Origin of the sequence: Streptomyces tailanensis (genome assembly GCF_008386495.1) — a bacterium.
Taxonomy (GTDB): Bacteria; Actinomycetota; Actinomycetes; order Streptomycetales; family Streptomycetaceae; genus Streptomyces; species Streptomyces tailanensis.
Window position 1 is genome coordinate 11870 of record NZ_VTHJ01000071.1, and the last position, 23885, is coordinate 35754.

Sequence of the window (23885 nt, forward strand, 5' to 3'; positions counted from 1 at the left end):
CGGCGGCCGAGGACGGGAACGGCCGACGGACCGGAGGGGACCGGTCCGGGCACAGCCACGCACAGTCATGACCCCACGTTCTGTGGGGCTGCTAGGGGGATCAGAGTAGGCATGGCCAATTTCTCGAAGTCGAACGTGCCGCAGTTCTCGGTGGACGTCTACCAGAACGAGTACCTGCCCGAGGGCGGCCGCGAGGTCAACGCGATCGTGACGGTGAGCGCGACGGGCGGGGGCACCGTGGGCAGCGCCGTCACCGCGCCGCACCTCTACTCGCCCGGCCAGGGCCCGTCCGCCGCCGTGGCGATCATGGTCGACTGCTCGGGGTCGATGGACTACCCGCCGACCAAGATGCGCAACGCCCGGGACGCCACGGCCGCCGCGATCGACACCCTGCGGGACGGGGTTCACTTCGCGGTGATCGACGGCACCCATGTGGCCCGGGAGGTCTACCCCGGCGGCGGCCGGCTCGCGGTCGCCGACTCCACCACCCGGGACCAGGCCAAGCAGGCGCTGCGCAAGCTCAGCGCGGGCGGCGGCACCGCGATCGGCACCTGGCTGAAGCTCGCCGACCGCCTGCTCGCCTCGGCCGACGTCGCGATACGGCACGGGATCCTGCTCACCGACGGCCGCAACGAACACGAGTCCCCGGAGGACCTGAAGGCCGCGCTGGACGCCTGTGCCGGGCGGTTCACCTGTGACGCGCGTGGGGTCGGCACCGACTGGGAGGTCAAGGAGGTCACCGGGATCGCCTCCGCGCTGCTCGGCACCGCCGACATCATCGCCGACCCGGCCGCCCTGTCCGCCGACTTCACGCAGATGATGGAGGCGACCATGGGCAAGGAGGTCGCGGATGTCGCCCTGCGGCTGTGGACGCCGGTCGGCACGCAAATCAAGTTCGTGAAGCAAGTGGCCCCCACGGTCGAGGAGTTGACCGACCGCCGCACCGAGGCCGGCCCGCGCGCCGGGGACTACCCGACCGGTTCGTGGGGAGACGAGTCCCGTGACTACCACGTGTGCGTCGAGGTCCCGCCCGCGACCCTCGGCCAGGAGATGCTCGCCGCCCGTGTCTCCCTGGTCATCCCGCAGCCCGACGGCACCGCGCAGAACCTCGGCGCGCAGGGCCGCGCGCAGGGCCTGGTGAAGGCCGTCTGGACCGACGACATGGCCGCCTCCACGTCGATCAACCCCCAGGTCGCGCACTACACAGGCCAGGCCGAACTAGCACAAGTCATCCAACAGGGGCTGGACGCCCGCAAAGCGGGCGATATCGACGGAGCAACGGCCAAGCTGGGACGGGCCGTTCAGCTCGCCGGCGCGTCCGGGAACGCGGATACTGCGAAACTGCTTGCGAAGGTGGTGGACGTGGTCGACGCGGCGACAGGTACTGTGCGACTGAAGGCGAAGGTCACGGAGGCCGACGAGATGACTCTCGAGACTCGGTCGACAAAGACTGTTCGTGTAAAGAAGTAACGAGCAGTAGTCAGTAGTACTCAGTGCCCGTCGCGGCCACAGAACCCGGCCGAAGGGCCGGAAAGGAGAGGGGGAAGCGCCGACATGCCGACCTGCCCGAACGGACACCAGTCGGGTTCCGACGACTGGTGCGAGGTCTGCGGTCACCGTATGGCCGGTGCCGTACCCCCGCCGCCTCCACCGCCGCCGCCCCCCGGCGCCGGTTACGGATACCCGCCGCCCGGCTCGCCTCCGCCGCCTCCGGGCGCGGGCGGCCCCGCCGGACGCCCGCACCACGCCGCCGAGCTCTGCCCGCAGTGCCGCACGCCCCGCGAGGGCGGCGCGCCCTTCTGCGAGGAGTGCCGGTGGAACTTCCTGACCAACACGGCGACGACGTACACGCCGGCCGCGCCCCGGCCTGTGGCACCGGCCCCCGGCCCCGGCCCCGGCCCGGGCGGTCAGGGTCCCGGCCCGGGCCCCGGTCCCGGCCCTGGTTCTGGTCCTGGCGGGAACCCCGCGCTGCGCTTCCAGCAGCCGCCCCCGCCGTCCTTCGGCGGCGGTGACGGATACGACTACCAGAGCTCGCGGCCCTCGCAGATGAACCGCCCCGCCGAGCCGATCCCGCCCGGCCCGCCGTTCGGCGGCGAGCCGTCGGGTCCGGGCGGCCCCGGTGGACCGGGTGGCCGCGACGGCTTCCCGGGTCCCGGTGGGCCCGGTGGACGTGACGGTTTCCCGGGGCCGGGTGGCCCCGGCGGTCCTGGTGGTCCTGGTCGCCCCGGCGGCCCGTCCGGTCCTGGCGGTTCTTCGGGACCAGGTGGTCCCGGCGGTCCCGGCGGTCCGTCCGTCTTCGGTGGCGGGCCCTCGGGCCCGGGTGGTCCGTCCGGCCAGCCCGGCCAGCCCGGTCCGTCCGCCTTCGGTGGCGACCCGTCGCGGCCCGGCCCCCCGGGCTTCGGCGGCGATCCGTCACGGCCGGTTCCGCCACCGCCCGGCCCGACGCCGGGTGGCCCCGGCGGTCCTGGTCCTGGTGGGGCGCCCCAGGCATTCCACCAGGCCGGCCCCCCGGCGCCGCCTGCCTTCCCGCAGGAGACCGGGCGACCCCAGCCCGGCGGCCCTGGCGGACCCGGAGGACCCGGTGGTCGTGGCGGCCCCGGTGGTCCCGGTGGTCCGCAGTCGGGTGGCCCCTCCTTCGGGGGCGACGACGACTGGGTGATCTCACCGCCGTCGTCGACCGGTCCCGGTGGCCCTGGTGGGCCCGGTGGCCCGGGCGGTCCCAGCGGTGCGGCGGCACGCCCCGGCGGTTACGGCTATCCGCAGCCCGGCGCAACCCAGGCCCCGCCCGGTCCTGGCTACCCGCAGGCACCGGCGACCTGGAGCGCGACCATCGGCCCTGACCGCGACTACTTCATGGCGATGATGCAGCGCTCGGGCCCCGAGGCCGCGGGCCTGAACCTGCCCGCGTACTCCCCCGAGCAGCAGCGCACCCTCACCGGCAACCAGATCACCATCGGCCGCCGCCGGCACTCCACCGGCGACACCCCCGACATCGATCTCTCGGTACCGCCGGAGGACCCGGGTGTCTCGCACCAGCACGCGGTACTGGTACAGCAGCCCGACGGCAGCTGGGCGGTCGTCGACCAGAACTCCACGAACGGAACCACGGTCAACGGCTCCGAGGAGCCCATCCAGCCCTTCGTTCCGGTCCCGCTCCAGGACGGGGACCGGGTGCACGTGGGCGCGTGGACGACGATCACGATCCGCCGAGGCTGACCGAGGCACCCGCGGGAACCCGCACGCGGCGGACGATCACGGAAGGGGCCAGGAGTACGCCCCTTCCGGGTCGTCCAGCCACGCCCAGGCACGGTCGCCGCTGACCGTGATCCCGTAGCGCTCGCGCGACGGCATGCCCTCCCGCTGCCAGAGCGCGAGCGCCTCGTGCGGGTCCAGGCTGCCCGCCGTCAGGGCCAGCAGGAACCGGAACAGCTCGTGCTCCCTGGCCCGGCGCGGCAGCCCGCCCAGGTGCGGATGCACCGCCTCCGGCTCACTGCCGCCGCGCAACGGAACGAAGTACGCGGACGTGTGCAGGAAGCGCCCCTCGGCATGCTCGGCGTCCTCGACCCGCAGCCGGACCAGCCCCGTGGCCATCGGCGTCAGGATGCGACCACCGGGGGCGCACTGCTCGAGCCAGGGGCGCGGGATCGAATGCAGCGTGCAGGTCGCGATGATCCGGTCGTAGGGGGCGCGTTCCGGCACCCCTCGCGCCCCGTCCCCGGTGACGACGGTCGGGTGGTACCCGGCGGCGTCCAGATGCCTGCGCGCCGCCTCCGTGATGTCCACGTCCAGGTCGACCGTCGTGACCAGGTCGTCGCCCAGCCGGTGCGCGAGCAGCGCCGCGTTGTAACCGGTCCCGGCGCCGATCTCCAGCACCCGGTCGCCGTCCTCCACCTCCAACTCGGCCAGCATCTTCGCCATCAGAGAGGGCTGACTGCTGGAGGAGATCAACGCCCCGTCCCGCACCCGGGTCGCCAGCGGCGCGTCGGCGTACGCTCCCCGCACCCAGCGCGCACGCCGCCCGGGGTCGCGCTCCTCGCCCCACAGCCGCTCGAAGCCGCCCACGGCCCCCACGTAGTAGTACGGGACGAAGAGATGACGCGGCACCGCCTCGAACGCCTCCCGCCACACCGGATCGGCGTCCCACGCCCCGCTCGCCTCGATCTCACGCACCAGCGCCGAGCGGGCCTCGGCGGCGATGCGCTCCAGATCGTGGTCCACAGCATGTGTGCCCATGTCTCCACTGTGCTGCGGTACGTCCCAAGAGGCGAGCGTCACGGCGCACCCAGCGGAATCCGTCCCTCCCTGTTCGCGCTCTCCAGCAGCGTGGTCCTAAGCCTTGAGTCCTCCGTCCCCGCGTCTGAGACCATGGGGTACGTGAATGAGATTCGGCGGGGCACGCTTCAGGAGCAGACCTTCTACGAGCAGGTCGGTGGCGAGGAGACCTTCCGGCGCCTCGTGCGCCGTTTCTACGAGGGTGTCGCCGAGGACCCGATATTGCGGCCCATGTATCCGGAGGAGGACTTGGGCCCGGCCGAGGAGCGCTTCGTCCTGTTCCTGATCCAGTACTGGGGCGGCCCCACCACGTACAGCGAGAACCGAGGCCACCCCCGCCTCCGTATGCGCCACGCCCCGTTCGTCGTCGACCGTGCCGCCCACGACGCCTGGCTGAAGCACATGCGCGACGCCGTCGACGAACTCGGCCTCTCCGAGGAACACGAACACACCCTGTGGAACTACCTGACGTACGCGGCGGCCTCGATGGTGAACACCCCGGGCTGACCGCCACCGCGGCTCAGCGGACGCTGACGTCCAACGCCCCCAGCCCCGCCCTGCGCACGGCGATCGACCCGTACGCCGTCCGCAGCCTGAGCCACGCACCCGACGAGAACAGGGCGACCTGCCCCTCTGCGGGACCGCCCGAGGGCCCGAGGAAGCCGAGCGACTGTGCCGCGTGCGCGGCCCGCACCGGCAGGGCGGTGTCGCCGATGGGACGGGACCAGATCTCCCGCCCGATCCTGTCAAGTTCGGCCCTGGTGCGTCGCTCGGGAGTCAACTCCTGTGTACGGGACCGGAATTCGGCCACCGCCCCGGCGACCATCGTCCGCACCGCGTCCGGTGCGGGCAGCCCCGGCTCGGGACGCCAGCCGCCGCGCGGGGGCAGCACGCCGGCCCACGGCGGCCCGGTGACGGCTGCGGGCACGATCGCCGTACCCGCCGACTCGTCGATGGATTCCAGGAGTTCACCCGCCGACACGGTCACGTCGAGCCTGACGTCGAGCCCCTTCTCGTACGGCTTGGCGAGCCGCACCGCGCGGATCGCCAGCACCTCGAAGGACGGTGGCCGACCAAAGACGGCCAGTGCGGTGCCGGCCGCCTGGAGGCGCACCGCGGCTCCACGGTCGTAGTGGAGCAGCCGGGAGAGGAAGGCCGCGAGATCCGCCGCCTCCCCCTCGTCGGCGAGGTGGAGCACCGTCATGCGGCGACGGCCTCCTCCTCGTCATCCCTGTACTCCTCCAGGAACTCCCGTTCCTCGGAGGTGATCCGGCGGGGCCGCTGTGCGGCGAAGTCGAACGGCACTATCACCGTCGAAGCCGTGACATAGACCTGAGCCGGGTCCTTGACCTCGTAGCGGATCGTGAACGACGCCGCTCTTATCTCGGTGACCCACAGCTCGATGTCCACCGGCTTGTGCCGGTGCACCAACTGCCTCTTGTAGTCGATCTCATGGCGTGCCACCACGGACCCCTGCTTGAAGTCCTTCTCCGGGCGGAACAGGAAGTCGATACGGGCTTCCTCCAGGTACCGGAGGAAGACCACGTTGTTGACGTGGCCGTACGCGTCCATGTCCGCCCAGCGCAGTGGGCAGCGGTAGATGTGCCGCAAGATCAGCCCCGGGTCAGCTTCTTGTAGGTGGCGCGGTGCGGACGGGCCGCGTCCGCACCGAGTCGCTCGATCTTGTTCTTCTCGTACGACTCGAAGTTGCCCTCGAACCAGAACCACTTCGACTCGCCCTCGTACGCGAGGATGTGCGTCGCCACACGGTCCAGGAACCACCGGTCGTGGGAGACGACCACGGCGCAGCCGGGGAACTCCAGGAGCGCGTTCTCCAGCGACGACAGGGTCTCGACGTCGAGGTCGTTGGTCGGCTCGTCGAGGAGCAGCAGGTTGCCGCCCAGCTTGAGGGTGAGCGCCAGGTTCAGCCGGTTGCGCTCACCGCCGGAGAGCACCCCGGCCGGCTTCTGCTGGTCCGGGCCCTTGAAACCGAACGCGGAGACGTAGGCGCGGGAGGGCATCTCTACCTGGCCGACGTTGATGTAGTCCAGTTCGTCGGAGACGACGGCCCACAGCGTCTTCTTGGGGTCGATGTTCTCGCGGCTCTGGTCGACGTAGGAGATCTTGACGGTCTCGCCGACCTTGATCGAACCGGAGTCGGGCTCCTCCAGACCCTGGATCATCTTGAAGAGGGTCGTCTTGCCGGCGCCGTTCGGGCCGATGATGCCCACGATGCCGTTGCGCGGCAGCGTGAAGGAGAGGTCGTCGATCAGGACCTTCTCACCGAAGGCCTTGCTGAGGTTGTTGACCTCGACGACCACGTTGCCCAGACGGGGGCCCGGCGGGATCTGGATCTCCTCGAAGTCCAGCTTCCGCATCTTGTCGGCCTCGGCGGCCATCTCCTCGTAGCGGGCGAGACGGGCCTTGGACTTGGCCTGGCGGCCCTTGGCGTTGGACCGGACCCACTCCAGCTCTTCCTTGAGCCGCTTGGCGCGCTTGGCGTCCTTCTGGCCCTCGACCTTGAGACGGGTCTGCTTGGTCTCCAGGTACGTGGAGTAGTTGCCCTCGTAGCCGATCGCGCGACCGCGGTCGAGCTCCAGGATCCAGCCCGCGACGTTGTCGAGGAAGTACCGGTCGTGGGTGACGGCGACGACGGTGCCGGGGTACTTCGCGAGGTGCTGCTCCAGCCACTGCACGGACTCGGCGTCCAGGTGGTTGGTGGGCTCGTCGAGCAGCAGCAGGTCGGGGGCTTCGAGCAGCAGCTTGCACAGCGCGACACGGCGGCGCTCACCACCGGACAGGTTGGTGACGGGCCAGTCGCCGGGCGGGCAGCCCAGTGCGTCCATGGCCTGCTCCAGCTGGGTGTCCAGGTCCCACGCGTTCGCGTGGTCCAGGTCCTCCTGGAGCTTGCCCATCTCGTCCAGGAGCGCGTCCGAGTAGTCGGTCGCCATGAGCTCCGCGACCTCGTTGAAGCGCTTGAGCTTGCCCATGATCTCGGCGGCGCCGTCCTGCACGTTCTGCAGGACCGTCTTGGACTCGTCCAGCGGCGGCTCCTGCAGGAGCATGCCGACGGAGTAGCCGGGGGACAGGAACGCGTCACCGTTGGAGGGCTGCTCAAGGCCCGCCATGATCTTGAGGACGGTGGACTTACCGGCACCGTTCGGACCGACCACACCGATCTTCGCGCCGGGGAGGAAGCTCAGCGTCACGTCGTCAAGGATGACCTTGTCGCCGTGCGCCTTGCGCGTCTTGCGCATGGTGTAAATGTACTCAGCCAAGAGAAACCGTCCGGCAGCTTGAAATCTGGCAGTGGGCAGTACCACCCATCTTGCCGTACGGCCAGCCCTCGACGGAAACCGGATAGTGAACCCCCCGGACGAGCGACACGGCCCCGGCGCCTTGGGGACGTACCGGGGCCACGTCGCACGCAGTGGTCACCGCGCGGTCACTCACTGTTGAGCTGTCAAGGAACTCTTTCCGTCTACCGCTGCTCCCGCTTGCACAGGATGATCATGACCGCACCGCCGATCACGACCAGAGAGATCGCGATGCCGCCGATCACCGGGGTCGCGCCGGAGCTGCCGGTCTCGGCGAGGTCGGTGGTGGAGTCGGAGACGGTGCTCCCGCCCACCGTCGCCGGGCTCGGCTCGCTCAGTGTCTGCACCGAGTCGCCCGCGGCACTGGCCTCGGTCTCCGTCCGGCAGTCGAAGACGCCTCGGAACTGCTTCGCGAAGCCGTTCGGCCCCTTGATCGTGAAGTCGTAGGCCTGGTCCTCCTGCAGCGGGATCGTCACTGTGCGGGTCTCGCCCGCCTCGATGGTGTACTCGATCCCCATCAGCTCGAAGGTAAAGGCCTCGTCCCCGGGGTTGGCGGCCGTGAGGTCCAGGCCGCCATCGGCGCAGTTCTCCTCGGCGGACAGTGCGGGTATCGCGCCCTTCTCCGCCCAGTTCGCGGTCGCCGTGGCGGAAACCGTGGACTCGCTGGAACCGGCGAGGATCTGGGTCTGGCTGCGGGTCTCGGAGGCGAAGGCGCGGCCGACCGGCACGGTGGTCGAGGCCTGCACGGTCAGCTCGGCCGAGCCGTCCTCCGCGTCCTCGGGCACCTCGAAGTACAGCTCACTGCCATCGCCGGCCGAGGTCACGGCCTCGCCGTCCGCGTCGACGACCTTGACCCCGGCCGCAGCCGCGTCCGAGGGCGGGGTCACGGTCACGCCGTCCGCGTTGGTGTGCACCGTGACCGGTCCGAGCCGCTCGCCCGCGCGGCCGGAGACCGCCGGTGGGTCCAGGGTCAGCGAGGCCGCCGGCTCCGTCAGGTTCCGCGCGCTCTTCTCCAGGTAGTCCGCGAGCTTCTCCGCCTCCGCGTCCAGGGCCGTCACATCGGCCCCGTCCGAGTACCGCCAGATCGCCACCTGTGTACCGGCCGCCGCGTCCTGTTCGGTGAGCCCCTTGGCGCCGGCCTTGGCGGCGAGCGCCGCGAGGTCGTTCACCTGCGGATAGGAGTTCTGCAGGATCCAACGGATCTTGCCCGCGTCCTTGTTGGCTCCCAGCGAGGTGCCGCTCCAGGACGTCTCCTGGTACTTGGCGTCCTTCTGCGTCGGGTTCTGGACGTCGACGCAGTAGGTCTGCAGGGTGCCGCCGCCGTCGACGAACATCTCGAACAGGCCTGCGGGCAGCTGCTGTTCCTTGCCGTCGGTACGGATCACCGCCGTCCCGTACGTCTTCAGGCCGCCTATGGTGGCCGTCGCCCCACCCGGGCTCTGTGCCGTCTCATCGGCAGCGGCCGCGCCCGCGGTGACGATCGCACCCGCGACGACGAGTCCGGACGCCAGCGACACCACGGCGAGACGGGCCGACACTCGCCTGCGCGCGGCCCACCCGGACCACCCGGAGAGCGACCCCGAGAACGAAGAAAGCACTGAATTTCCCTTCGAGCAGGACCCGTTGACGTGGGGGGTTGTGGTCCCACCAGCAGAATCAGAAGCCCCATGGGCCATGTCCGGCATCCTAGGGATGAGGCGCACCACTCTTCCCAGTCGTATCGTCGGACAACCGATCCGAATCGGAATCGTTATCGCTTGCACAGCTCATGGACAGGGCTTATCGACAAATCAACGAGATTGACGCCGACTTGGCCGCTCTCTGACGTCACGTCACTCCCGCTGGCTCCAGCCGGGGTTCGGCCTCTGTGACGGGTCGGCTTCCGGGCGGCGTCTCCCAGTTCGGCTCGGGCTGGGACGGGGCCGTCACCGCCGCTTCTCCCCTGGGCGTCCGCCGGAACGCCGACGTCCCCCGCGAAAGGTCGTGGCCGATCGCCACCGCGTCGACGTCCGCCGACACCCAGCTCTGCCCGTCCCGCTGTTCGCTGCGCACCTTCAACCGCCCCTGCACCACGACCGGATCACCCAGCGACACGGACGACGCCACGTTCGCCGCGAGTGTGCGCCTCGCCCACACCGTGAAGAAGTTGGTGTGGCCGTCGGTCCACTCGCTCTTCTCCCGGTCCCAGTACCGCGAGGTGACCGCGAGCCGGAACCGGGCCGAGGAACCCGTCGACAACTCCCGGCAGACCGGTTGGGTCGCCACGTTCCCCACCACACACACCAACGTCTCGTTCATGCCGCCAACCCCTCCTTCGCGCCGGCGCCACGCCGGGCACCGGCCTCACACAGGTACGGGCCCGTCCCGTACGGCTGCTCCGTCCGTTCAGACTGCCGCCGTCGAGCCGAGCCCGCTGAGCCCTGTGTGCTACCCGCCGGTTGTGGAAAACTCCGTCACCCGTCGGGGTGAACCGTTCCTACGACGATCACGCCTCACCCCACCCGCGCCGCCCCCAGCACCCGCCCGTACTGCTCCCGCACCTCCCGATAGCGCAGCAGTTCGGCCGCCACCGGGTCCAACACCCGTGCCCGGCCGCACCCGGCGGCCGCCTCCCACAACCGGCGCTCCGCTTCGAGCCCGTAGCGCCGTGCCGGCCCCCGCGCCGCCAGCCGGCAACCCCACTCGACGGCCGGACCGCCGACGATGCCGAGCACCATCAGCAGCACCGGCACCCCGAGGTTCGGCGCCATGAAGCCGATGATCTGCCCCAACAGCCACAGCCCGCCGATGACTTGCAGCAGGGTCATGGACGCCTGTGCGAGCACCGCGGCGGGCCACCAGCCCGGCCGCGGCGGCCGCCCTGTGGGCGCCCCGGCCCGCGCCGCCAACTCGTCCAGCGCCTCGGGCAGCCCCTGCGCCCCCCGCACGGCGGCCTCACGCACCGCCTGTGCCCAGGGCGCGGGCAGCCCGGCCGAGGCGCGGTCCGACAGCGTGCGTACGGCGTGCTCGACGCGCTGACGGGCGGTGGCCTCCTCGTCCACGGGCGCCGTCAGGGCGAGCCGCCCGGTCGGGAGTTCGTTGCGGTCCTGGAACCACCGCCACAGCCGCAGCCAGGGCGTACCGCAGGCTCGGTTCGCGTTGCGCAGCCAGGCGCGCTCGGCGGCCTCGCCCGCCGCGGTGGCGCCGACGGCGTCCGCGAGCCGTGCCGCGAACTCCTCCCGGGCCCGTTCGCTGAGCCCGGTGCCCCGCCTGGTCGCGTACACCGGCCACAACCGCGCGGCGGCCGCGTCCAGATCGGCGCGGACCCGGCGGCCCGGAGCGCCCCGCTCCGCCACGAACTGCCCGAGCGCGTCCCGCAGTTCCCCCACGCCGTCCCCGGTCAGCGCGGAGAGTCCGAGCACGGTGGCCCCCGGTTCGCCGTACTCCCCCAGCGCGATCCCGTCCTCGTCGAGCAGCCGCCGCAGGTCGTCGAGGACCTGGTGGGCGGCCTCCCCCGGCAGCCGGTCCACCTGGTTGAGGACGACGAACATGACCTCCGCGTGACCGGCCAGGGGCCGCAGATACCGCTCGTGGAGCATGGCATCGGCGTACTTCTCCGGATCGACGACCCAGATCACCGCGTCCACCAGCGCCAGAATCCGGTCGACGTGCTGCCGGTGCTGCACCGCCGCCGAGTCGTGGTCGGGCAGGTCCACCAGCACGAGCCCGCGCAACTGCGCCTCCGCCTCCGGACTCTGCAACGGCCGCCTCCGCAGCCGGCCCGGAATGCCGAGCCGATCGATCAGGGTCGCCGCGCCATCACTCCAGCTGCACGCGATGGGGGCCGCCGTGGTGGGGCGGCGTACGCCCGTCTCCGAGATCGCCACGCCGGCGAGCGCGTTGAACAGCATCGACTTGCCACTGCCGGTGGCACCCGCGATGGCGACGACGGTGTGCTGCCCCGAGAGCCTGCGGCGCGCCGCCGCCTCGTCCAGCACCCGCCCCGCCTCGGCGAGCGTCCCGCTGTCCAGCCGCGTCCGGGACAGTCCCACCAGCTCCCGCAACGCCTCCAGCCGCGACCGCAGGGCACCGTCGTACGCGAGCGGGACGACCGGCCGTGCACTGGAAGCCTTGGTCTCCACGACCGGCACCGGAGCCTGCTCGTCGCCGGTGGTCTCGGACACCCGCCGAGCGATGAGTCCGTCGTCCCAGGAGTCGTCGGTTTCCATAGGACCTTCCGTACGAGACTTGTCACCGGCCCCGTCGACGTCGGTCACGCGCGCGTGGCCCCCCTCGGGAGCACCCTTTGCGGAATCGTCCGCTACAGGAAGGCTGTTTTCGCGATCGTCGTCCCCTTCGGGGACGCCGTCCTCCGTCTGATCCGCGTGGTCAGCGACGGCGGTCACGGCGGTCACCTCTCCTTCTGCAGTACGGACAGCGCGGCGATGAGTTCGGCCTGCGGCTCGGGGTGTACGTCGAGTGCGTCGAGGGGGGCGAGGCGGCGGTCGCGTTCGGTGTCGAGGGCCCGGTCGAGGTACTCGGTGAGCAGCCGCCCGCCACGGTCGCGCAGCCGGAGCGCTCCATGCGCCCCGATGCGTTCGGCGAGCCCCTCCCCCGCCGACCGGGCCCGGCGACCACCGAGCAGGGCCGTGGCGACCAGGGCGGCCACGACCTCGGCGTCCGGCGCGACACCCCGGTCGAGGCCGCGGACCTCTTCCTCGGCGTACTCCTCCAGGACGCGCCGCCAGCGTCGTACGGTCATCCCGATGCGGTGTTCGGCGCTCTCGCGCGTCGCGTCACGTTCCGTCAGCCCGGCGGCCACCGCGGCCGGTTCGCGCCGCCAGGCCTCGGCGATCCGCTCGTCGGCAGCGGTGACGGCGCACAGCAGGAGCGTGCCGAGGCTCTCCACCAGGGCGTCGAGCAGTTCACGGGCGGTGCAGTCGAGCGGATAGCTGCGCCACCGCTTGAGGGCATCGCCCGCGAGCACGGCACCCGACTGCAATCGCCCCTTCACGCGCGCGTGCTCGTTGTCGTACGCCGTGTCGACGGCGGCGGTGAGCCGGAGCGCGGCGGAGTACTGCTGGGCCGCCGCGCTGGCCAGCTCGGGCATCCGGGACCGCAGCGAGTCGAGAAGGCCGTGGGCGGTGCGGGCCATGGCCTGATGCCGTGCCGCCGGATCGGTCACTTGCTGGGTGAGCCAGGTCCGAAGCGGCGCGACGGCGGTGGCCGGAAGCAGCCCCCCGCCCCACGCCGACTCGGGCAGCTCGGGCACGGTGAACCGGGGTACGTCGCCGAGCCCGGCCTTGGTCAGCAGCGCCCCGTACTGCCGGGAGACCTCGGACACCACCTGATGGGGCACCCGGTCGAGCACGGTGACCAGGGTCACTCGGTTCTCCTTGGCGGTGCGCAGCAGATGCCAGGGCACGGCGTCGGCGTACCGGGCGGCGGTGGTGACCATGACCCAGATGTCGGCGGCGCAGATGAGCTCGGCGGCGAGGACACGGTTCTCGGCGACCAGGGAGTCGACGTCGGGCGCGTCGAGGAGGGACAGACCGGGCGGGAGGCTGTCGACGGTCTCGATCCGCAGTACCCGCTCGCCGTCCTTGCCCCCGCGGCCTGCCGTGCCCGGCGGAAGTGACCCGCCCAGCTGATTCGCGGTCTGGCCCGGCTCTTGTTGAGGCACCCACGCGCGCCTGAGATTGGGCAGTACGCGCATGCCGCTGAACCAGTGTTGGTCCTCGGGGTGGCACACGAGTACGGGGGTCCGGGTGGTCGGCCGCAGCACACCGGCCTCGCTGACCTTCCGCCCCACCAGGGAGTTGACCAGGGTGGACTTCCCGGCTCCGGTCGATCCCCCCACAACAACGAGCAAGGGCGCTTCGGGTTGGCACAGCCGGGGCACCAAATAGTCGTCGAGTTGCGCGAGCAGTTCGTCGCGATTGGCACGCGCGCGCGGGGCCCCCGCCAGGGGGAGCGGAAAGCGCGCGGCGGCGACACGGTCGCGCAGGGCAGAGAGCGCGTCGAGCAGCTGAGGCCGTACGTCCAAGGTCACCACATGCGAAGAATGCCCAATTTTGTGGACTTTCTGAAGCATATAAGTACGTCTGCGCGCCGACAGGACACACGAGACGGAGGGGACGAGAGGGGCGCAGGCATAACGAGTGCACAACACCCGAGGCTCGAGACGCCAAAAGAGGTGCACGATTCGTACCTGCCTGCGATTATCAGGACCGCTTCACCGAACCTCCACATTGAGCCACGGAGGCGAAGCAACAGGGACAAGGACTCGGGAGCCCTATCCTTGTCCCCGGCAACGTCACGGATCAGCCCACACCCGGGCACCAAGACAGAGGCCACCACACCCGGCCCCCGTAGCTCAGTGGATAGAGCAGGCGCCTTCTAAGCGCTTGGCCGCAGGTTCGAGTCCTGCCGGGGGCGCCACGGAAAGCCCTCCCTTCGTGGAGGGCCTTTTCACGACCTCGTACTTTTCACGACCGCGTACTTTTCACGACCTCGTCGTCACCGTCCGCGAATAAGTTCGCCCGTCCCCCGCACCCTGCCCCTGCGGGCTACGCGTACCGGTAGATCCCGCTGAGGTCCTCCAGGGAGTCCGGCGTCACGTCCCACGGCGGCATCGGCTCGTGCCGCGCGACGACCCGGCCGCGCTGCGGGTTGCCCAGGGCCGGTGGCTTGACGGGGAGATAGCGGGCGTTGGGGTGCCGTCGCTGCCAGCGGGACCAGAGGAGGTCGACGAAGGCGTGGTGCATCCAGAAGACGGGGTCGTTGACGGAGGCGCCGCCGACCATGTGGCCGCCGACCCAACGGTGGACCCGGTTGTGGGTGAGCCACGAGACGGCGCCCCGCCCCGGCCCCCACCCTTCCAGCTTGTTGCGGAACCCCTTGGCGGACGTGGAGTTCCAGGGGGCCGCGTCGTAAACGGGATCGTCGAGGGCCCGTTCCAGATCCCCGGCCCTGGGCAGGGCGATCGGGTCCCGGGAGCGTCCCAGGTCGCGCGTGAGGAACTCCGTGTCGGTGATCCCCACCTCGATGGGCCACTGACCGTTGCGGAAGGCGAACGGGCCGGTCATCACCTGCCGGTCGGACCGCCGCCCGGTGCCGCCGAGCAGGTCCGCGGTCCACGGTACGGCCGTCGTGCCGCGGTTGCGCGTCCAGTCCCAGTACGGCACGGTCACCGAGTCGTCCACGCGACGCAGCGCCTCCTCCAGGTCCAGCAGGAACTTGCGGTGCCAGGGCAGGAAGGTGGGTGCCATGTGGGCGACACGCAGCCCGATCTCGCCGTCGGAGCGGTAGTACTCGATGTGTGTGCGCACGAACTCGTCGTACTCGCCACGGCGTTTCACCTCCAGCAGCGCGTTGACGAACCGGTGCCGCTCGGACCGGGTGAGCGTACTGACGTCCTTACGCGTGTACACCACGGCGGTGATCCCTTTCGGCTCCCTCGCACCCGCTCGGCGTGCGGCTGTCCTCCGTACGACTGCTCCTGTCACCCGGCGCGCCCAGCTGTGCGGTGGGGCCGAGCTCGTCGACCGCCGCGCGGGCGGCGGCGAGCGGAGTCTCGTATGACTGGTAGTGGTCGACCATGCTCATCCAGCTACCGTCCGCCCGGCGCATCAGATGCAGCGGCCGGCCGTCCACCGCGACGTGCCACGTGCCGAAGGCGCCACCTCCGGACGGCCCGTCGTCGTGCCTGACGCCGACGATTCGGCGGCCACGATACGTCTCGTCGAACCGCGTCTCCTCCGCCCCGGCCGATCTCGACGCCACCAGGAAGGGCGCGGGCGTCATCCCGAGCGCCGCCACGAACGCTCCCCGCAACACTCGCCGTCGTCCCGTGGTCTCCCCATACCGAAGGGGTCTGCTGGTCGCCAACGTACTGTCTCCTCCTCGTCGTGGAAACGGACCCGCTCTTACACGGAATCCTTACAAGGAGCCTTTATCTGGAATCCTCACAAAGAGCCTTCACGCAGAATCCCTGTGCGCAACATACTCAAAGGGCCGATCCCGCATTCGGCGGAATCGGCCCAGGGACGTCACAAGCGTCCGAACCGCTCAGTTCTGCGAAAGTTCTCAGCCCACCACATTGCCGTTGCCGAGGGCACCCGTCAAACCCTGCTTCGGGTCGAGCACCTTCTTCCCGTTCAGCTGGAGACCGTCAGTGATGCCGGTGACCGTCCGGCCGAGGCCGCCGGACTGGCCCGCCGGGGCGTCCAGGGCGAGAGCGGGAGTGGCGAAACCGGCCACGACCAGGGACCCAGCAACGATGGCGGCAGCCTTCAGAGACTTCATCGTATTTCCTTTCTTCGGCAACCCGAAAGTCGCCAGCGGGAATTACTTCATCGACACCAACGAGCCCCCGACGTCGAGGAAACCCCGAACACAGAAAATTCCTACCCACCGCAGGAAGGTCACCCGAATGAATGAGGAGCGTTTCTTATCCGCGTTTCTCATCCTCCTATGAACGCGGGCGCTGCCCGATGACGCGCGCGCCGGCGCACCTCATCGGGCAGCGAGCGAACTCCCGTTCTCAGGAAGGCTGGGGCACGGGCAGAGCGGGCAGGGTGGGCAGGGTGCCCACGGCACCGAGCAGGAGGGTGACGACGACGTTCGCGAGCTTCGTCGAGACGCCCGTGACCGCGGCGAGGGCGCCGGTCACGTCACCGGCCGTGGCGGCGGCGATCAGCTCGTCCACGGCCTTCTGCAGCTCGGTGAGCACATCCGTCAGATCGTCGGTGGGCGCCGCTACCTCGTCACGTGCCGCGCTCTCCGCCAACTGCGGTACGAACGCAGGGTTCGCCGACACATTCGGAGCGGTCGGCACGGCGGGAGTCGTCACACCCGGGGTCGCCGGGTTCGCGGGCGTCGCCGGGTTCGCGGGGGTCGCCGCAACCTTGGCGATGGCGGCCTTGACGGCGTCGCCGAGTTCCTTCGCCTCCGCTTCGGACAGCCGGTGGTTCTCGGCCTTGAGCACTCTGTCCATCAGAGTGGTGACCGGGGTGACCACGGTGCCGATGGAGCCCAGGTGATTGACCTGGCCCTGGAGGGTTTCCGCCTCGGCGACGGGAGCCGATTCATGGGTGCGGTCCCGCGCCGTGTCGGCCGCAAGGGCGGTGGGTGCCGTGACACCGATCAGAAACGTGGCGCACAGGGCTGAGGTCGCGATGCGCCGCGCCGTGAAAGTACGCATGGAAGTTCCTTTCGCAAGAGTGCGTGGGGTCCTGTAGCCACCCTCGAATCGACGACCACACGCCGCAACCGGACGAGCGCACAGTGTGACTATCCGACCTCTTTCGGTACGGCGTCGCCGCTGGTCAGCGACCCTGTCGGACGCTCCGACCGCTCCGCCCCGTTCGGCGCAGCACCCAAGCGGGAGCGCAGCGCCCGGGCGGGAGCGCGGAGACGAGCCGGCCCGGACATTACGGCGACCGGGCGAGACCGTCGACACGAGGTGGGGATTTGAACGCTTCATCACGCTTGCCCGAAATAAGAGGTATTTCGGGATAGGGTGACGCGTCGTAAGTCAGCCGAACACTTGACGTTCCTCTCGAAAGGGCAACGCCAGTCATGCGTCACGCCCGGGGTCTTTCCACTGCGACACGCACGGGGCTCCGCCCGTCCGACGGCCTGTCCGACGGCTTGCCCGACGGCCCGTCAGGCCTGGACGCCCGCCCTTCGGGTCGACTCGCACGGTGATGGTCAACCGGTCCATCGGATCGTCGCGCAGCGCGACGCGGCGGGGTAGTTCACCGCGCGTCCTCCACGTCACCCAGCCGGTGGACGGCGGCGTCACCCGCGTCGTCACCGAGCTGGTGCGTGCGCAGCGCGCGGACGGTTTCGACGTCACGGTCGCGTGTCCCGACAGCGACTTCACCCGGACGCTGCGCGAACTCGGCGCGGACGTACGGCCCTGGCACGCCACCCGCGCGCCGGGGCGGTCGCTGCCCGATGAGGTGCGCCGGCTCGCACGCGTCGTCGACGAGGTCCGGCCCGAGGTGCTGCACGCGCACAGCGCCAAGGCCGGGCTCGCCGCCAGGCTGGCGGTCAGGGGGCGGATCCCGACGGTGTTCCAGCCGCACGCCTGGTCGTTCGAGGCGGTCGGCGGAGTCACGGCGGTGGCCGCCACGGCGTGGGAGCGGTGGGCGGCGCGATGGGCCGCCCGCGTGGTGTGCGTCAGCGAAGCGGAACGCGCGAGGGGCGTACGCGCCGGAGTGCACGCCCACTGGCGAGTGATCCCCAACGGTGTCGACCCGGAGCGTTTCCGCCCCGCCGCCGTGCAAGCCGATACCGCCGCACAAGCTGACACGGCCGCACAAGCCGATATCCCCGGCCAAACCGACACCGCCCCACAAGCCGACACCTCCAGCCAAACCGGCACCGCCACCGTCCGAACTGCCCTCGCCCCGCTCGCCGACCTCGACCCGGCCGCCCTGCTGGTGGTCTGCGTAGGACGGCTGTGTCGGCAGAAGGGGCAGGACGTGCTGCTCCAGGCGTGGCCCTCGGTGCTGCGGCGGGTGCCCGGCGCCCGGCTGATGCTCGTCGGGGACGGGCCGGAGGAGGAGTCGCTGCGGCACCGCGCGCCCGAGGGCGTGCTGTTCGCCGGTGCCGTCACCGACACCGTGCCCTGGTACCAGGCCGCCGACCTGGTGGTGCTGCCGTCCCGCTGGGAGGGCATGGCGCTGGCACCGCTGGAGGCGATGGCGTGCGGGCGGCCCGTGGTGGTCACGGACGTGGCCGGGGCACGCGAGAGTCTGCCGCCCGGTCACCGGACGCACTGTCTGGTACCCCCCGGCCGGCCGGGCCCGCTGGCCGACGCGCTCACCGGGGCGCTGCTCGATCCGCCGCTGCGCGAGTCTCTCGGCGACCAGGGGCGCCGCCATGTACTGACCACGCACGACGTGCGGCATTCCGCCGAGGCGGTCGCGGCCCTCTACCGCGAACTCCTCGACTCCGGGCGCACGGTGACCCAGGAACACATCGAGTGCAGGGAGTCCATCCGCTCGTGACCGTCAAACGCACCGTCTCCGCCCCCGCGGCCCAGCAGCCGGAACAGGGATTCCTGCCCGTCCCGGTCCTCCCCCCGCGCGAGGTTCGCGACGGCTTCGGGTTCCCCGCGAGGCAGCGGGCGCGGCGCACCCCGGGGCTGTCTCTGCTCGTCATGGACGTGACGGCCGCGCTCACCGCCGTTCCGACCCTCCCCCACCCCCTGCTGGCCGCACCGCTGCTGCTCGCCGTCCTCTGGCTGAACGCGCGGGCGGCGCTGTACCGCCCTGCCGCCGTGCCCGCCGTCCTGGACGAACTCCCCGCCGTCTGCGCCCGGATCGCGGTGAGCTGGTGCGCCGTCGCGGCACTTGTCGCGGCGCTCTCCCCGGCCCACGCCCTGTCCGTCCTTACGCTGCTGGCCGGCTGCGTCCTGCAGGCGGCGGCGAGCTGCGCCGGCCGCGGCGTGGTGCACTGGCGCCGCCGCCGGGACCTGGTCCGCAGCCCCGCGGCGGCTCTCGTCGTGGGCCCGGCAGCCACCGCCCAGCGCGTGGCCGCCGCCTTCCTGCGCCGCCCGGAGTGCGGCCTCAGACCGGTGGGCGTCCTCGCCGACGACATGACCGGCGGTGCCGGGCTGCCCGTGCTCAGCACCGACGAGGAGGTGCGGCGCGCCGTCGTCCAGAACGGTGTGCGGGCCGTGCTCCTCGTCGGACCCGCAGGTGAACACGGCCCGCTGGTACGGGAGTTGGCCGAGGCGGGCTGCGCGCTGTGGGAGGTCGACACGCACGTACCCTCGTACGACCGGGCCGGGAGCCCCGCGTACGAGGAGGCCGACCGCTCGGCTGACGACCTGTCAACCTGCCCCGCGGCCTGGCCCTGTGCCGCGAGCGAGCGGATCGCCGGCTTCTCCTGCCACCGCCTGGATACCGGCCGCCCTGCCGTGGGGCCCGCCAAGCGCATCCTCGACGTACTGGTCTCCGGGGTGCTGCTTCTGCTCGCTGCCCCGGTGCTGCTGGCCTGCGCGGTCGTGCTGCGGGTCAGCGAGGGGCCCGGGGTCGTCTTCCGCCAGGAGCGCGTCGGCAAGGACGGCCTGCCCTTCACGCTGCTGAAGTTCCGCAGCCATCGCCCGGCCGACGCGCACGAGGCCGCGACCCGCTGGAGTGTGTCGGGCGAGCGGGACATGAGCCGGTTCTGCCGCTTCCTGCGCCGGTCCTCGCTCGACGAACTCCCCCAGCTGTGGAACGTCTTCCGGGGCGACATGAGCCTGGTCGGGCCACGTCCGGAACGCCCCTACTTCGTCGCCACGTTCAGCCAGGCCCACCCCGGTTACGCCGCCCGCCACCGTATGCCGACCGGCATCACCGGGCTCGCCCAGATCCAGGGGTTGCGCGGCGACACCTCCATCGAGGACCGCGCCCGCTTCGACAACGCGTACATCGACGACTGGTCGCTGTGGCAGGACGTCTGCATCCTCCTGCGCACGGCCGCCGCGCTGGTGCGCCCGACGGGGAGCTGAACGCGGTGAGCCACGCATGCGCCCCGCCCGCCGCGCGCGGGCTGACTCCCGTCCTGCCCGTGGTCGCGGTGATCGCCCTGCTGACGCTGCCCGTCGCGTCGGGCGTCGAGGGCGGCGCCACACCCGTCGACGCCGCCTCCGGTGTGGTCGTCCTGGCCTGCGCGATCCGTCTGCTGCGGCAGCGACGGCGCCCCCTGTCCCGTACCGCCGCGGTGGTGCTGGGCCTGCCCGTGGCCGGGTTCGCGGTCGCGGCGGTGGGAGCCTCCGAACCGGGCACGGCGCTCACCGGCTTCGGGCGCGGTCTGCAGCTCTTCGTGCTCGTCCCGGCCGCCGTCCTGCTGCTCGTCCGCGACCGGCGCGACGTACGGCTGCTGGCCTGGTCGATGGTGGCACTCGCGGTGTGGCAGGGGGCCGTCGGCGTGCACCAGTACGCGACCGGGACCGGCGCCTCGTACCAGGGCCAGGAGATCCGGGCGGTCGGCACCTTCGGGGCCGGGGACGTCATGGGAATGGCGACCGTGGTGTCGTTCGGACTGGTGTGCGCGGTGGGCCTGGCGCTCGCGCCCCGGTCCGCAGGAAGACAGCAGGTATGGGCCGTGGTGTGCGCGCTGCTGCTCCTCGTACCGCTGGCCCTGTCCTTCAGCCGGGGCGCGTGGATCGCGACGGCCGTCGCCTGTGGGGCTCAGCTCGTGCTGGCGGGCCTGCGGCGGGCGGTGACGGCGGGCGCGGTCGTGGCCGCCGTCACCGTGGTCCTCGTGGGCGGGTTCGGCGTCGGCTCCACGCTGTTGCAGGAGCGGGTCAGCAGCATCGGCCAGGTCGGCGACGCGCCGGACCAGTCGGTCACCGACCGGTACACGATGTGGGCGGCGGCGGCCGGCATGTGGCGTGAGCGGCCCCTCACGGGCGTCGGTCTCAAGGGCTTCCCCGAGCACCGCGACAGCCATGCCTCGCTGGCGCTGTCCTCGGGCAGCGACATCGAGGGCGCGGGCGCCGAGTACCGAAAGCAGCCGCTGCTGTCGCCGCACAACATGTACCTGCTGGTGCTCAGCGAGCAGGGACTGACCGGGTTGCTGGCGCTGGCGGGAAGCTGGCTCGCGCTGCTGGTGCTGGGGCTGCGGAAGCTGGTCCGCGCCCGCGGAGCGCGGGACCCCGGCCTCGACTGCGGGCTCGTCGCCTGCGGGCTGCTGGTCTGGCACCTGGTCGACTTCGCGTACGCCGACATCGGCGGGCCCTCGTCCGTCCTCACCTCCGTCTGCCTCGGGTTGACGGCGTGGTGGGCGCTGGCCGGGCACGGACCGGCCGTCTCCAAGTCCTCCGAGGAGGCTGCTCCACGATGACCATCACCCCTCCGCGGGCCGAACACGCCCCGGCCATCCCGGCAGGTCCCCGCGCGGATGCCCCAGCAGGCTCCCCCACGGACCCCCCGGACCCCGGCGGCAAGACCACGTTCGTCTCGCGCGGCTTCCTCGCCAGGGCCGCGTTCGTCACCGTCGTGCTCTCCCTGGCCGGTGCCGTGCTGGGCCTCGGCCGGGACCAGGCGCTGGCGCACCTCTTCGGGGCCGGACGCGAGACGGACGCCTTCCTGGTCGCCTGGACCTTGCCGGAGTTCGCGGCGACGCTGCTGATCGAGGACGGGCTGGCCTTCGCGCTGGTACCGGCGTTCAGCGCGGTCGTGGCCCGCCGCGCCCACGGCGACACGGGCGACCCGGACGACCCGGTGCGCGCCCTGGTCCGCGGCACGCTGCCCCAGCTGGTGCTGGCGTTCTCCGTGGCGTCGGTGCTGCTCGTCTGGGGGGCGCCGTACCTGGTCCAGGTGCTGGCGCCGGGACTCCCGGATCCCCGGCTGGCGATCGACTGCACACGGCTGACCGGCACCTGCGTCCTGACCTTCGGCCTCGCCGGCTACTGCAGCGCGGTCCTGCGCGCGCACCGCCGGTTCGTGGCGCCCGCCGCCATCTACGTCGCCTACAACACCGCTGTCATCACGGCGATGTTCGTCTTCGGCGGACGCTGGGGCGTACGCGCGGCAGCGATCGGCGTCGCGGTGGGCGGGGCGCTCATGGTTGTCGCCCAACTTCCTTCCGTGGTACGTGAGTTGAGACGCCGAAAGGCAACGACGGCCCCCGAGGAAGCCGCGACGGACACGACGGACGCGCTGGACCCAGGCGATCCGGCGGCCAGCCGGCGCGCGATGAACCTCGCCCTCCTCCTCACAGTCCTGCTCTTCGCCCTGTGCCGCCAGTCCCAGGTCCTCATCGAGCGCTGCCTCGCCTCCACGCTCCCCGCCGGCGCCATCTCGCATCTCAACTACGCCCAGAAGGTGGCCCAGATGCCGATGGTGCTCGCCCTGATGCTGTGCACGGTCACCTTCCCCGTCGTCTCGCAGGCGCTGGCCGAGGGCGACACCGAGCGGGCCCGCGACCGTGTCGAGCGCGATCTGAGGGCGGTGTCGTGCGTCGTACTGCTCGGCACCGCCGCCGTCGTCGCATGTGCCCCGCAACTCGTCCACGTCCTGTTCCAGCGGGGCGCGTTCACCGCGCAGGACACCGCGGCCACAGCTGCTGTGATGCGCGTGTACGCCCTTGGCCTGCTCGGCCACGCACTGGTGGGCGCGCTCGTCCGGTCGTACTTCTCGGCGGGGCGGCCCACCTGGTACCCGGTGGCCGCGATGACCGCCGGTATCGTCGCCACCGCCTGCCTCGGCGCGTGGACGGTCGGCTCGTGGGGCGTGCTCGGCATCGCCGCGGCCAACGCGGCCGGCATCACCCTCACCGCCCTGATCCTGCTGCACGGCATGGGAACACGCGGCGTGCCGATCCGCACCCGGTCGCTGCTGGCCGCGATGGGCAGGCCACTGCGCGCCGCGGTGGCCGCCTGCGCGGTCGGCGCGTTCCTCGCGAGCCTCGTCGACTCCCCCGCCCTCGGGCTCACGGTCGGCGGCACGGCCGTGACCGTCCTCTTCCTCCTGCTCGCCGGGACGCCGGGCGGGCAGGGCCTCACACCCGCACTCCGCACCGTCACCCGGAGGCTTCCGCATGCCCGTTTCCGCTGACCGCGGCCCTTCCGCCGCGCCCCGACCCGACATGCCCGGGCACAGACCCGGTCCGCCCCCGTGGGTGGCGATGTACCACTCCGTGGACGACTGCTCCCACGACCCGTACCGCGTCACCGTCTCGCCCCGCCGCCTGGACCGGCAGCTCGGCTGGCTCCGCCGCCGGGGCCTGCGCGGCGTCGGTGTGCGTGAGCTCCTCGCCGCCCGCGCCCGGGGGGAGGGAATGGACCTAGTGGGGCTGACCTTCGACGACGGGTACGCCGACTTCGTCACGCACGCCCTGCCGCTGCTGCTCCGCCATGGCTGCGGCGCCACCGTGTTCGTGCTGCCGGGCAGGCTGGGCGGCGACAACGCCTGGGACCCGAGCGGCCCGCGCAAACCGCTGCTGTCGGCGGAGGGCATCCGGCAGGCCGCCGCCGAGGGCGTCGAGATCGGCTCGCACGGCCTCACGCACCTGGACCTGACCCGGGCCGACGACGCGCTGCTCCGGGCCGAGGTGAGGGACAGCAGAGCACTGCTCCACGACCTGACCGGTGCTCACGTCCACGGCTTCTGCTACCCGTACGGGAAGGCCGACCGCCGCGTCGTGGACGCCGTACGCGAAGCGGGCTACAGCTACGCCTGCGCCACCGACCCCGACGACCTGGCCTCCTCGCACGCCCTCCCCCGCGTCCACGTCGGCGAACAGGACAGAGCCTGGCGGCTGCGCCTCAAGCTCCGGCTGCGGCGCCGCCCCGTCGAAGGAGTGTGAGCA

At 71.6% G+C, this 23885-nt stretch carries 20 protein-coding genes and 1 tRNA gene; 9 read left to right on the forward strand and 12 right to left on the reverse strand.

The genetic code is table 11. From position 1 onward, the window contains the following. The first annotated feature begins 111 nt into the window (after positions 1 to 111). On the forward strand, positions 112 to 1470 hold the full coding sequence (locus tag F3T56_RS38670; protein WP_149830152.1) for a vWA domain-containing protein: 1359 nt from the start codon (positions 112 to 114) through the stop codon (positions 1468 to 1470). 84 nt (positions 1471 to 1554) lie between these two features. After that, entirely contained in the window at positions 1555 to 3216 is a 1662-nt protein-coding gene (locus F3T56_RS38675; protein WP_149830153.1) for an FHA domain-containing protein, read from the forward strand. 36 nt (positions 3217 to 3252) lie between these two features. Here F3T56_RS38675 and F3T56_RS38680 read toward each other — a convergent pair whose 3' ends face one another. Continuing rightward, positions 3253 to 4233 (reverse strand): methyltransferase domain-containing protein, encoded by a 981-nt coding sequence (locus F3T56_RS38680; protein ID WP_149830154.1) that lies wholly within the window; start codon positions 4231 to 4233, stop codon positions 3253 to 3255. Positions 4234 to 4365: 132 nt separating this feature from the next. Here F3T56_RS38680 and F3T56_RS38685 point away from each other — a divergent pair, with 132 nt between their 5' ends. Then, a complete protein-coding gene (locus F3T56_RS38685; protein ID WP_149830155.1) occupies positions 4366 to 4779 on the forward strand; it encodes a globin in 414 nt (137 codons plus the stop codon). A gap of 13 nt (positions 4780 to 4792) precedes the next feature. Here the strand turns inward: F3T56_RS38685 and F3T56_RS38690 are convergent, their stop codons facing one another. The 7 genes from F3T56_RS38690 to F3T56_RS38720 all read right to left on the reverse strand — a co-directional run bounded on the left by F3T56_RS38690 (position 4793) and on the right by F3T56_RS38720 (position 13662). Beyond that, entirely contained in the window at positions 4793 to 5476 is a 684-nt protein-coding gene (locus F3T56_RS38690; RefSeq protein WP_149830156.1) for a DUF8185 domain-containing protein, read from the reverse strand. Beyond that, on the reverse strand, positions 5473 to 5883 hold the full coding sequence (locus F3T56_RS38695; protein ID WP_149830157.1) for an acyl-CoA thioesterase: 411 nt from the start codon (positions 5881 to 5883) through the stop codon (positions 5473 to 5475). Before F3T56_RS38695 ends, F3T56_RS38690 begins: the two co-directional genes overlap by 4 nt. Positions 5884 to 5885: 2 nt before the next feature. Next, positions 5886 to 7550, reverse strand: coding sequence for an energy-dependent translational throttle protein EttA (ettA, locus tag F3T56_RS38700; protein ID WP_149830158.1), 1665 nt, complete (start codon positions 7548 to 7550; stop codon positions 5886 to 5888). A 203-nt stretch (positions 7551 to 7753) separates the two neighbouring features. Then, positions 7754 to 9187 (reverse strand): TQXA domain-containing protein, encoded by a 1434-nt coding sequence (locus F3T56_RS38705; protein WP_246204296.1) that lies wholly within the window; start codon positions 9185 to 9187, stop codon positions 7754 to 7756. Between the two features lie 229 nt (positions 9188 to 9416). After that, on the reverse strand, positions 9417 to 9887 hold the full coding sequence (locus tag F3T56_RS38710) for a single-stranded DNA-binding protein (protein ID WP_149830159.1): 471 nt from the start codon (positions 9885 to 9887) through the stop codon (positions 9417 to 9419). A gap of 194 nt (positions 9888 to 10081) precedes the next feature. Next, positions 10082 to 11797, reverse strand: a complete 1716-nt coding sequence (locus tag F3T56_RS38715) for a YfjP family GTPase (RefSeq protein ID WP_425473723.1) — start codon at positions 11795 to 11797, stop codon at positions 10082 to 10084. A 182-nt stretch (positions 11798 to 11979) separates the two neighbouring features. Continuing rightward, the gene (locus F3T56_RS38720; RefSeq protein ID WP_149830161.1) at positions 11980 to 13662 is read right to left on the reverse strand and encodes a dynamin family protein; all 1683 of its coding nucleotides are present in this window, start codon (positions 13660 to 13662) and stop codon (positions 11980 to 11982) included. A gap of 271 nt (positions 13663 to 13933) precedes the next feature. Between F3T56_RS38720 and F3T56_RS38725 the strand changes: the two genes are divergently transcribed. Continuing rightward, positions 13934 to 14009, forward strand: a tRNA-Arg gene (locus F3T56_RS38725). Positions 14010 to 14137: 128 nt separating this feature from the next. Here F3T56_RS38725 and F3T56_RS38730 read toward each other — a convergent pair. The 4 genes from F3T56_RS38730 to F3T56_RS38745 all read right to left on the reverse strand — a co-directional run bounded on the left by F3T56_RS38730 (position 14138) and on the right by F3T56_RS38745 (position 16773). Then, complete coding sequence (locus F3T56_RS38730) at positions 14138 to 15004, reverse strand: tyrosinase family protein (protein WP_149830162.1); 867 nt, start codon at positions 15002 to 15004, stop codon at positions 14138 to 14140. Next, a complete protein-coding gene (locus tag F3T56_RS38735) occupies positions 14988 to 15374 on the reverse strand; it encodes a tyrosinase family oxidase copper chaperone (RefSeq protein ID WP_149830177.1) in 387 nt (128 codons plus the stop codon). The genes F3T56_RS38730 and F3T56_RS38735 overlap by 17 nt, the downstream gene beginning before the upstream one ends. Positions 15375 to 15656: 282 nt before the next feature. Continuing rightward, on the reverse strand, positions 15657 to 15875 hold the full coding sequence (locus F3T56_RS38740; protein WP_149830163.1) for a hypothetical protein: 219 nt from the start codon (positions 15873 to 15875) through the stop codon (positions 15657 to 15659). A 238-nt stretch (positions 15876 to 16113) separates the two neighbouring features. After that, complete coding sequence (locus tag F3T56_RS38745) at positions 16114 to 16773, reverse strand: hypothetical protein (protein WP_149830164.1); 660 nt, start codon at positions 16771 to 16773, stop codon at positions 16114 to 16116. Positions 16774 to 17278: 505 nt separating this feature from the next. Here F3T56_RS38745 and F3T56_RS38750 point away from each other — a divergent pair. From F3T56_RS38750 to F3T56_RS38770, 5 genes are read left to right on the forward strand one after another with little or no spacing between them, the layout of a single operon-like run. Beyond that, positions 17279 to 18589 (forward strand): glycosyltransferase family 4 protein, encoded by a 1311-nt coding sequence (locus F3T56_RS38750; protein ID WP_172639350.1) that lies wholly within the window; start codon positions 17279 to 17281, stop codon positions 18587 to 18589. Further along, entirely contained in the window at positions 18586 to 20079 is a 1494-nt protein-coding gene (locus tag F3T56_RS38755) for a sugar transferase (RefSeq protein WP_172639348.1), read from the forward strand. Before F3T56_RS38750 ends, F3T56_RS38755 begins: the two co-directional genes overlap by 4 nt. A 5-nt stretch (positions 20080 to 20084) precedes the next feature. Beyond that, positions 20085 to 21416, forward strand: coding sequence for an O-antigen ligase family protein (locus tag F3T56_RS38760; protein ID WP_149830166.1), 1332 nt, complete (start codon positions 20085 to 20087; stop codon positions 21414 to 21416). After that, a complete protein-coding gene (murJ, locus tag F3T56_RS38765; protein WP_149830167.1) occupies positions 21413 to 23131 on the forward strand; it encodes a murein biosynthesis integral membrane protein MurJ in 1719 nt (572 codons plus the stop codon). Before F3T56_RS38760 ends, murJ begins: the two co-directional genes overlap by 4 nt. Beyond that, on the forward strand, positions 23115 to 23882 hold the full coding sequence (locus F3T56_RS38770) for a polysaccharide deacetylase family protein (protein WP_149830168.1): 768 nt from the start codon (positions 23115 to 23117) through the stop codon (positions 23880 to 23882). Before murJ ends, F3T56_RS38770 begins: the two co-directional genes overlap by 17 nt. The last annotated feature ends 3 nt before the right edge of the window (positions 23883 to 23885 follow it).

Excerpts from the sequence above, each read along its gene's own strand:
- F3T56_RS38670 (WP_149830152.1), top strand. The coding sequence starts at position 112 with ATGGCCAATTTCTCGAAGTCGAACGTGCCGCAGTTCTCGGTGGACGTC.
- F3T56_RS38675 (WP_149830153.1), top strand. The coding sequence starts at position 1,555 with ATGCCGACCTGCCCGAACGGACACCAGTCGGGTTCCGACGACTGGTGC.
- F3T56_RS38680 (WP_149830154.1), bottom strand. The coding sequence starts at position 4,233 with ATGGGCACACATGCTGTGGACCACGATCTGGAGCGCATCGCCGCCGAG.
- F3T56_RS38685 (WP_149830155.1), top strand. The coding sequence starts at position 4,366 with ATGGGGTACGTGAATGAGATTCGGCGGGGCACGCTTCAGGAGCAGACC.
- F3T56_RS38690 (WP_149830156.1), bottom strand. The coding sequence starts at position 5,476 with ATGACGGTGCTCCACCTCGCCGACGAGGGGGAGGCGGCGGATCTCGCG.
- F3T56_RS38710 (WP_149830159.1), bottom strand. The coding sequence starts at position 9,887 with ATGAACGAGACGTTGGTGTGTGTGGTGGGGAACGTGGCGACCCAACCG.
- F3T56_RS38715 (WP_425473723.1), bottom strand. The coding sequence starts at position 11,797 with ATGGAAACCGACGACTCCTGGGACGACGGACTCATCGCTCGGCGGGTG.
- F3T56_RS38720 (WP_149830161.1), bottom strand. The coding sequence starts at position 13,662 with ATGCTTCAGAAAGTCCACAAAATTGGGCATTCTTCGCATGTGGTGACC.
- F3T56_RS38735 (WP_149830177.1), bottom strand. The coding sequence starts at position 15,374 with ATGACGCCCGCGCCCTTCCTGGTGGCGTCGAGATCGGCCGGGGCGGAG.
- F3T56_RS38740 (WP_149830163.1), bottom strand. The coding sequence starts at position 15,875 with ATGAAGTCTCTGAAGGCTGCCGCCATCGTTGCTGGGTCCCTGGTCGTG.
- F3T56_RS38745 (WP_149830164.1), bottom strand. The coding sequence starts at position 16,773 with ATGCGTACTTTCACGGCGCGGCGCATCGCGACCTCAGCCCTGTGCGCC.
- F3T56_RS38750 (WP_172639350.1), top strand. The coding sequence starts at position 17,279 with ATGGTCAACCGGTCCATCGGATCGTCGCGCAGCGCGACGCGGCGGGGT.
- murJ (WP_149830167.1), top strand. The coding sequence starts at position 21,413 with ATGACCATCACCCCTCCGCGGGCCGAACACGCCCCGGCCATCCCGGCA.
- F3T56_RS38770 (WP_149830168.1), top strand. The coding sequence starts at position 23,115 with ATGCCCGTTTCCGCTGACCGCGGCCCTTCCGCCGCGCCCCGACCCGAC.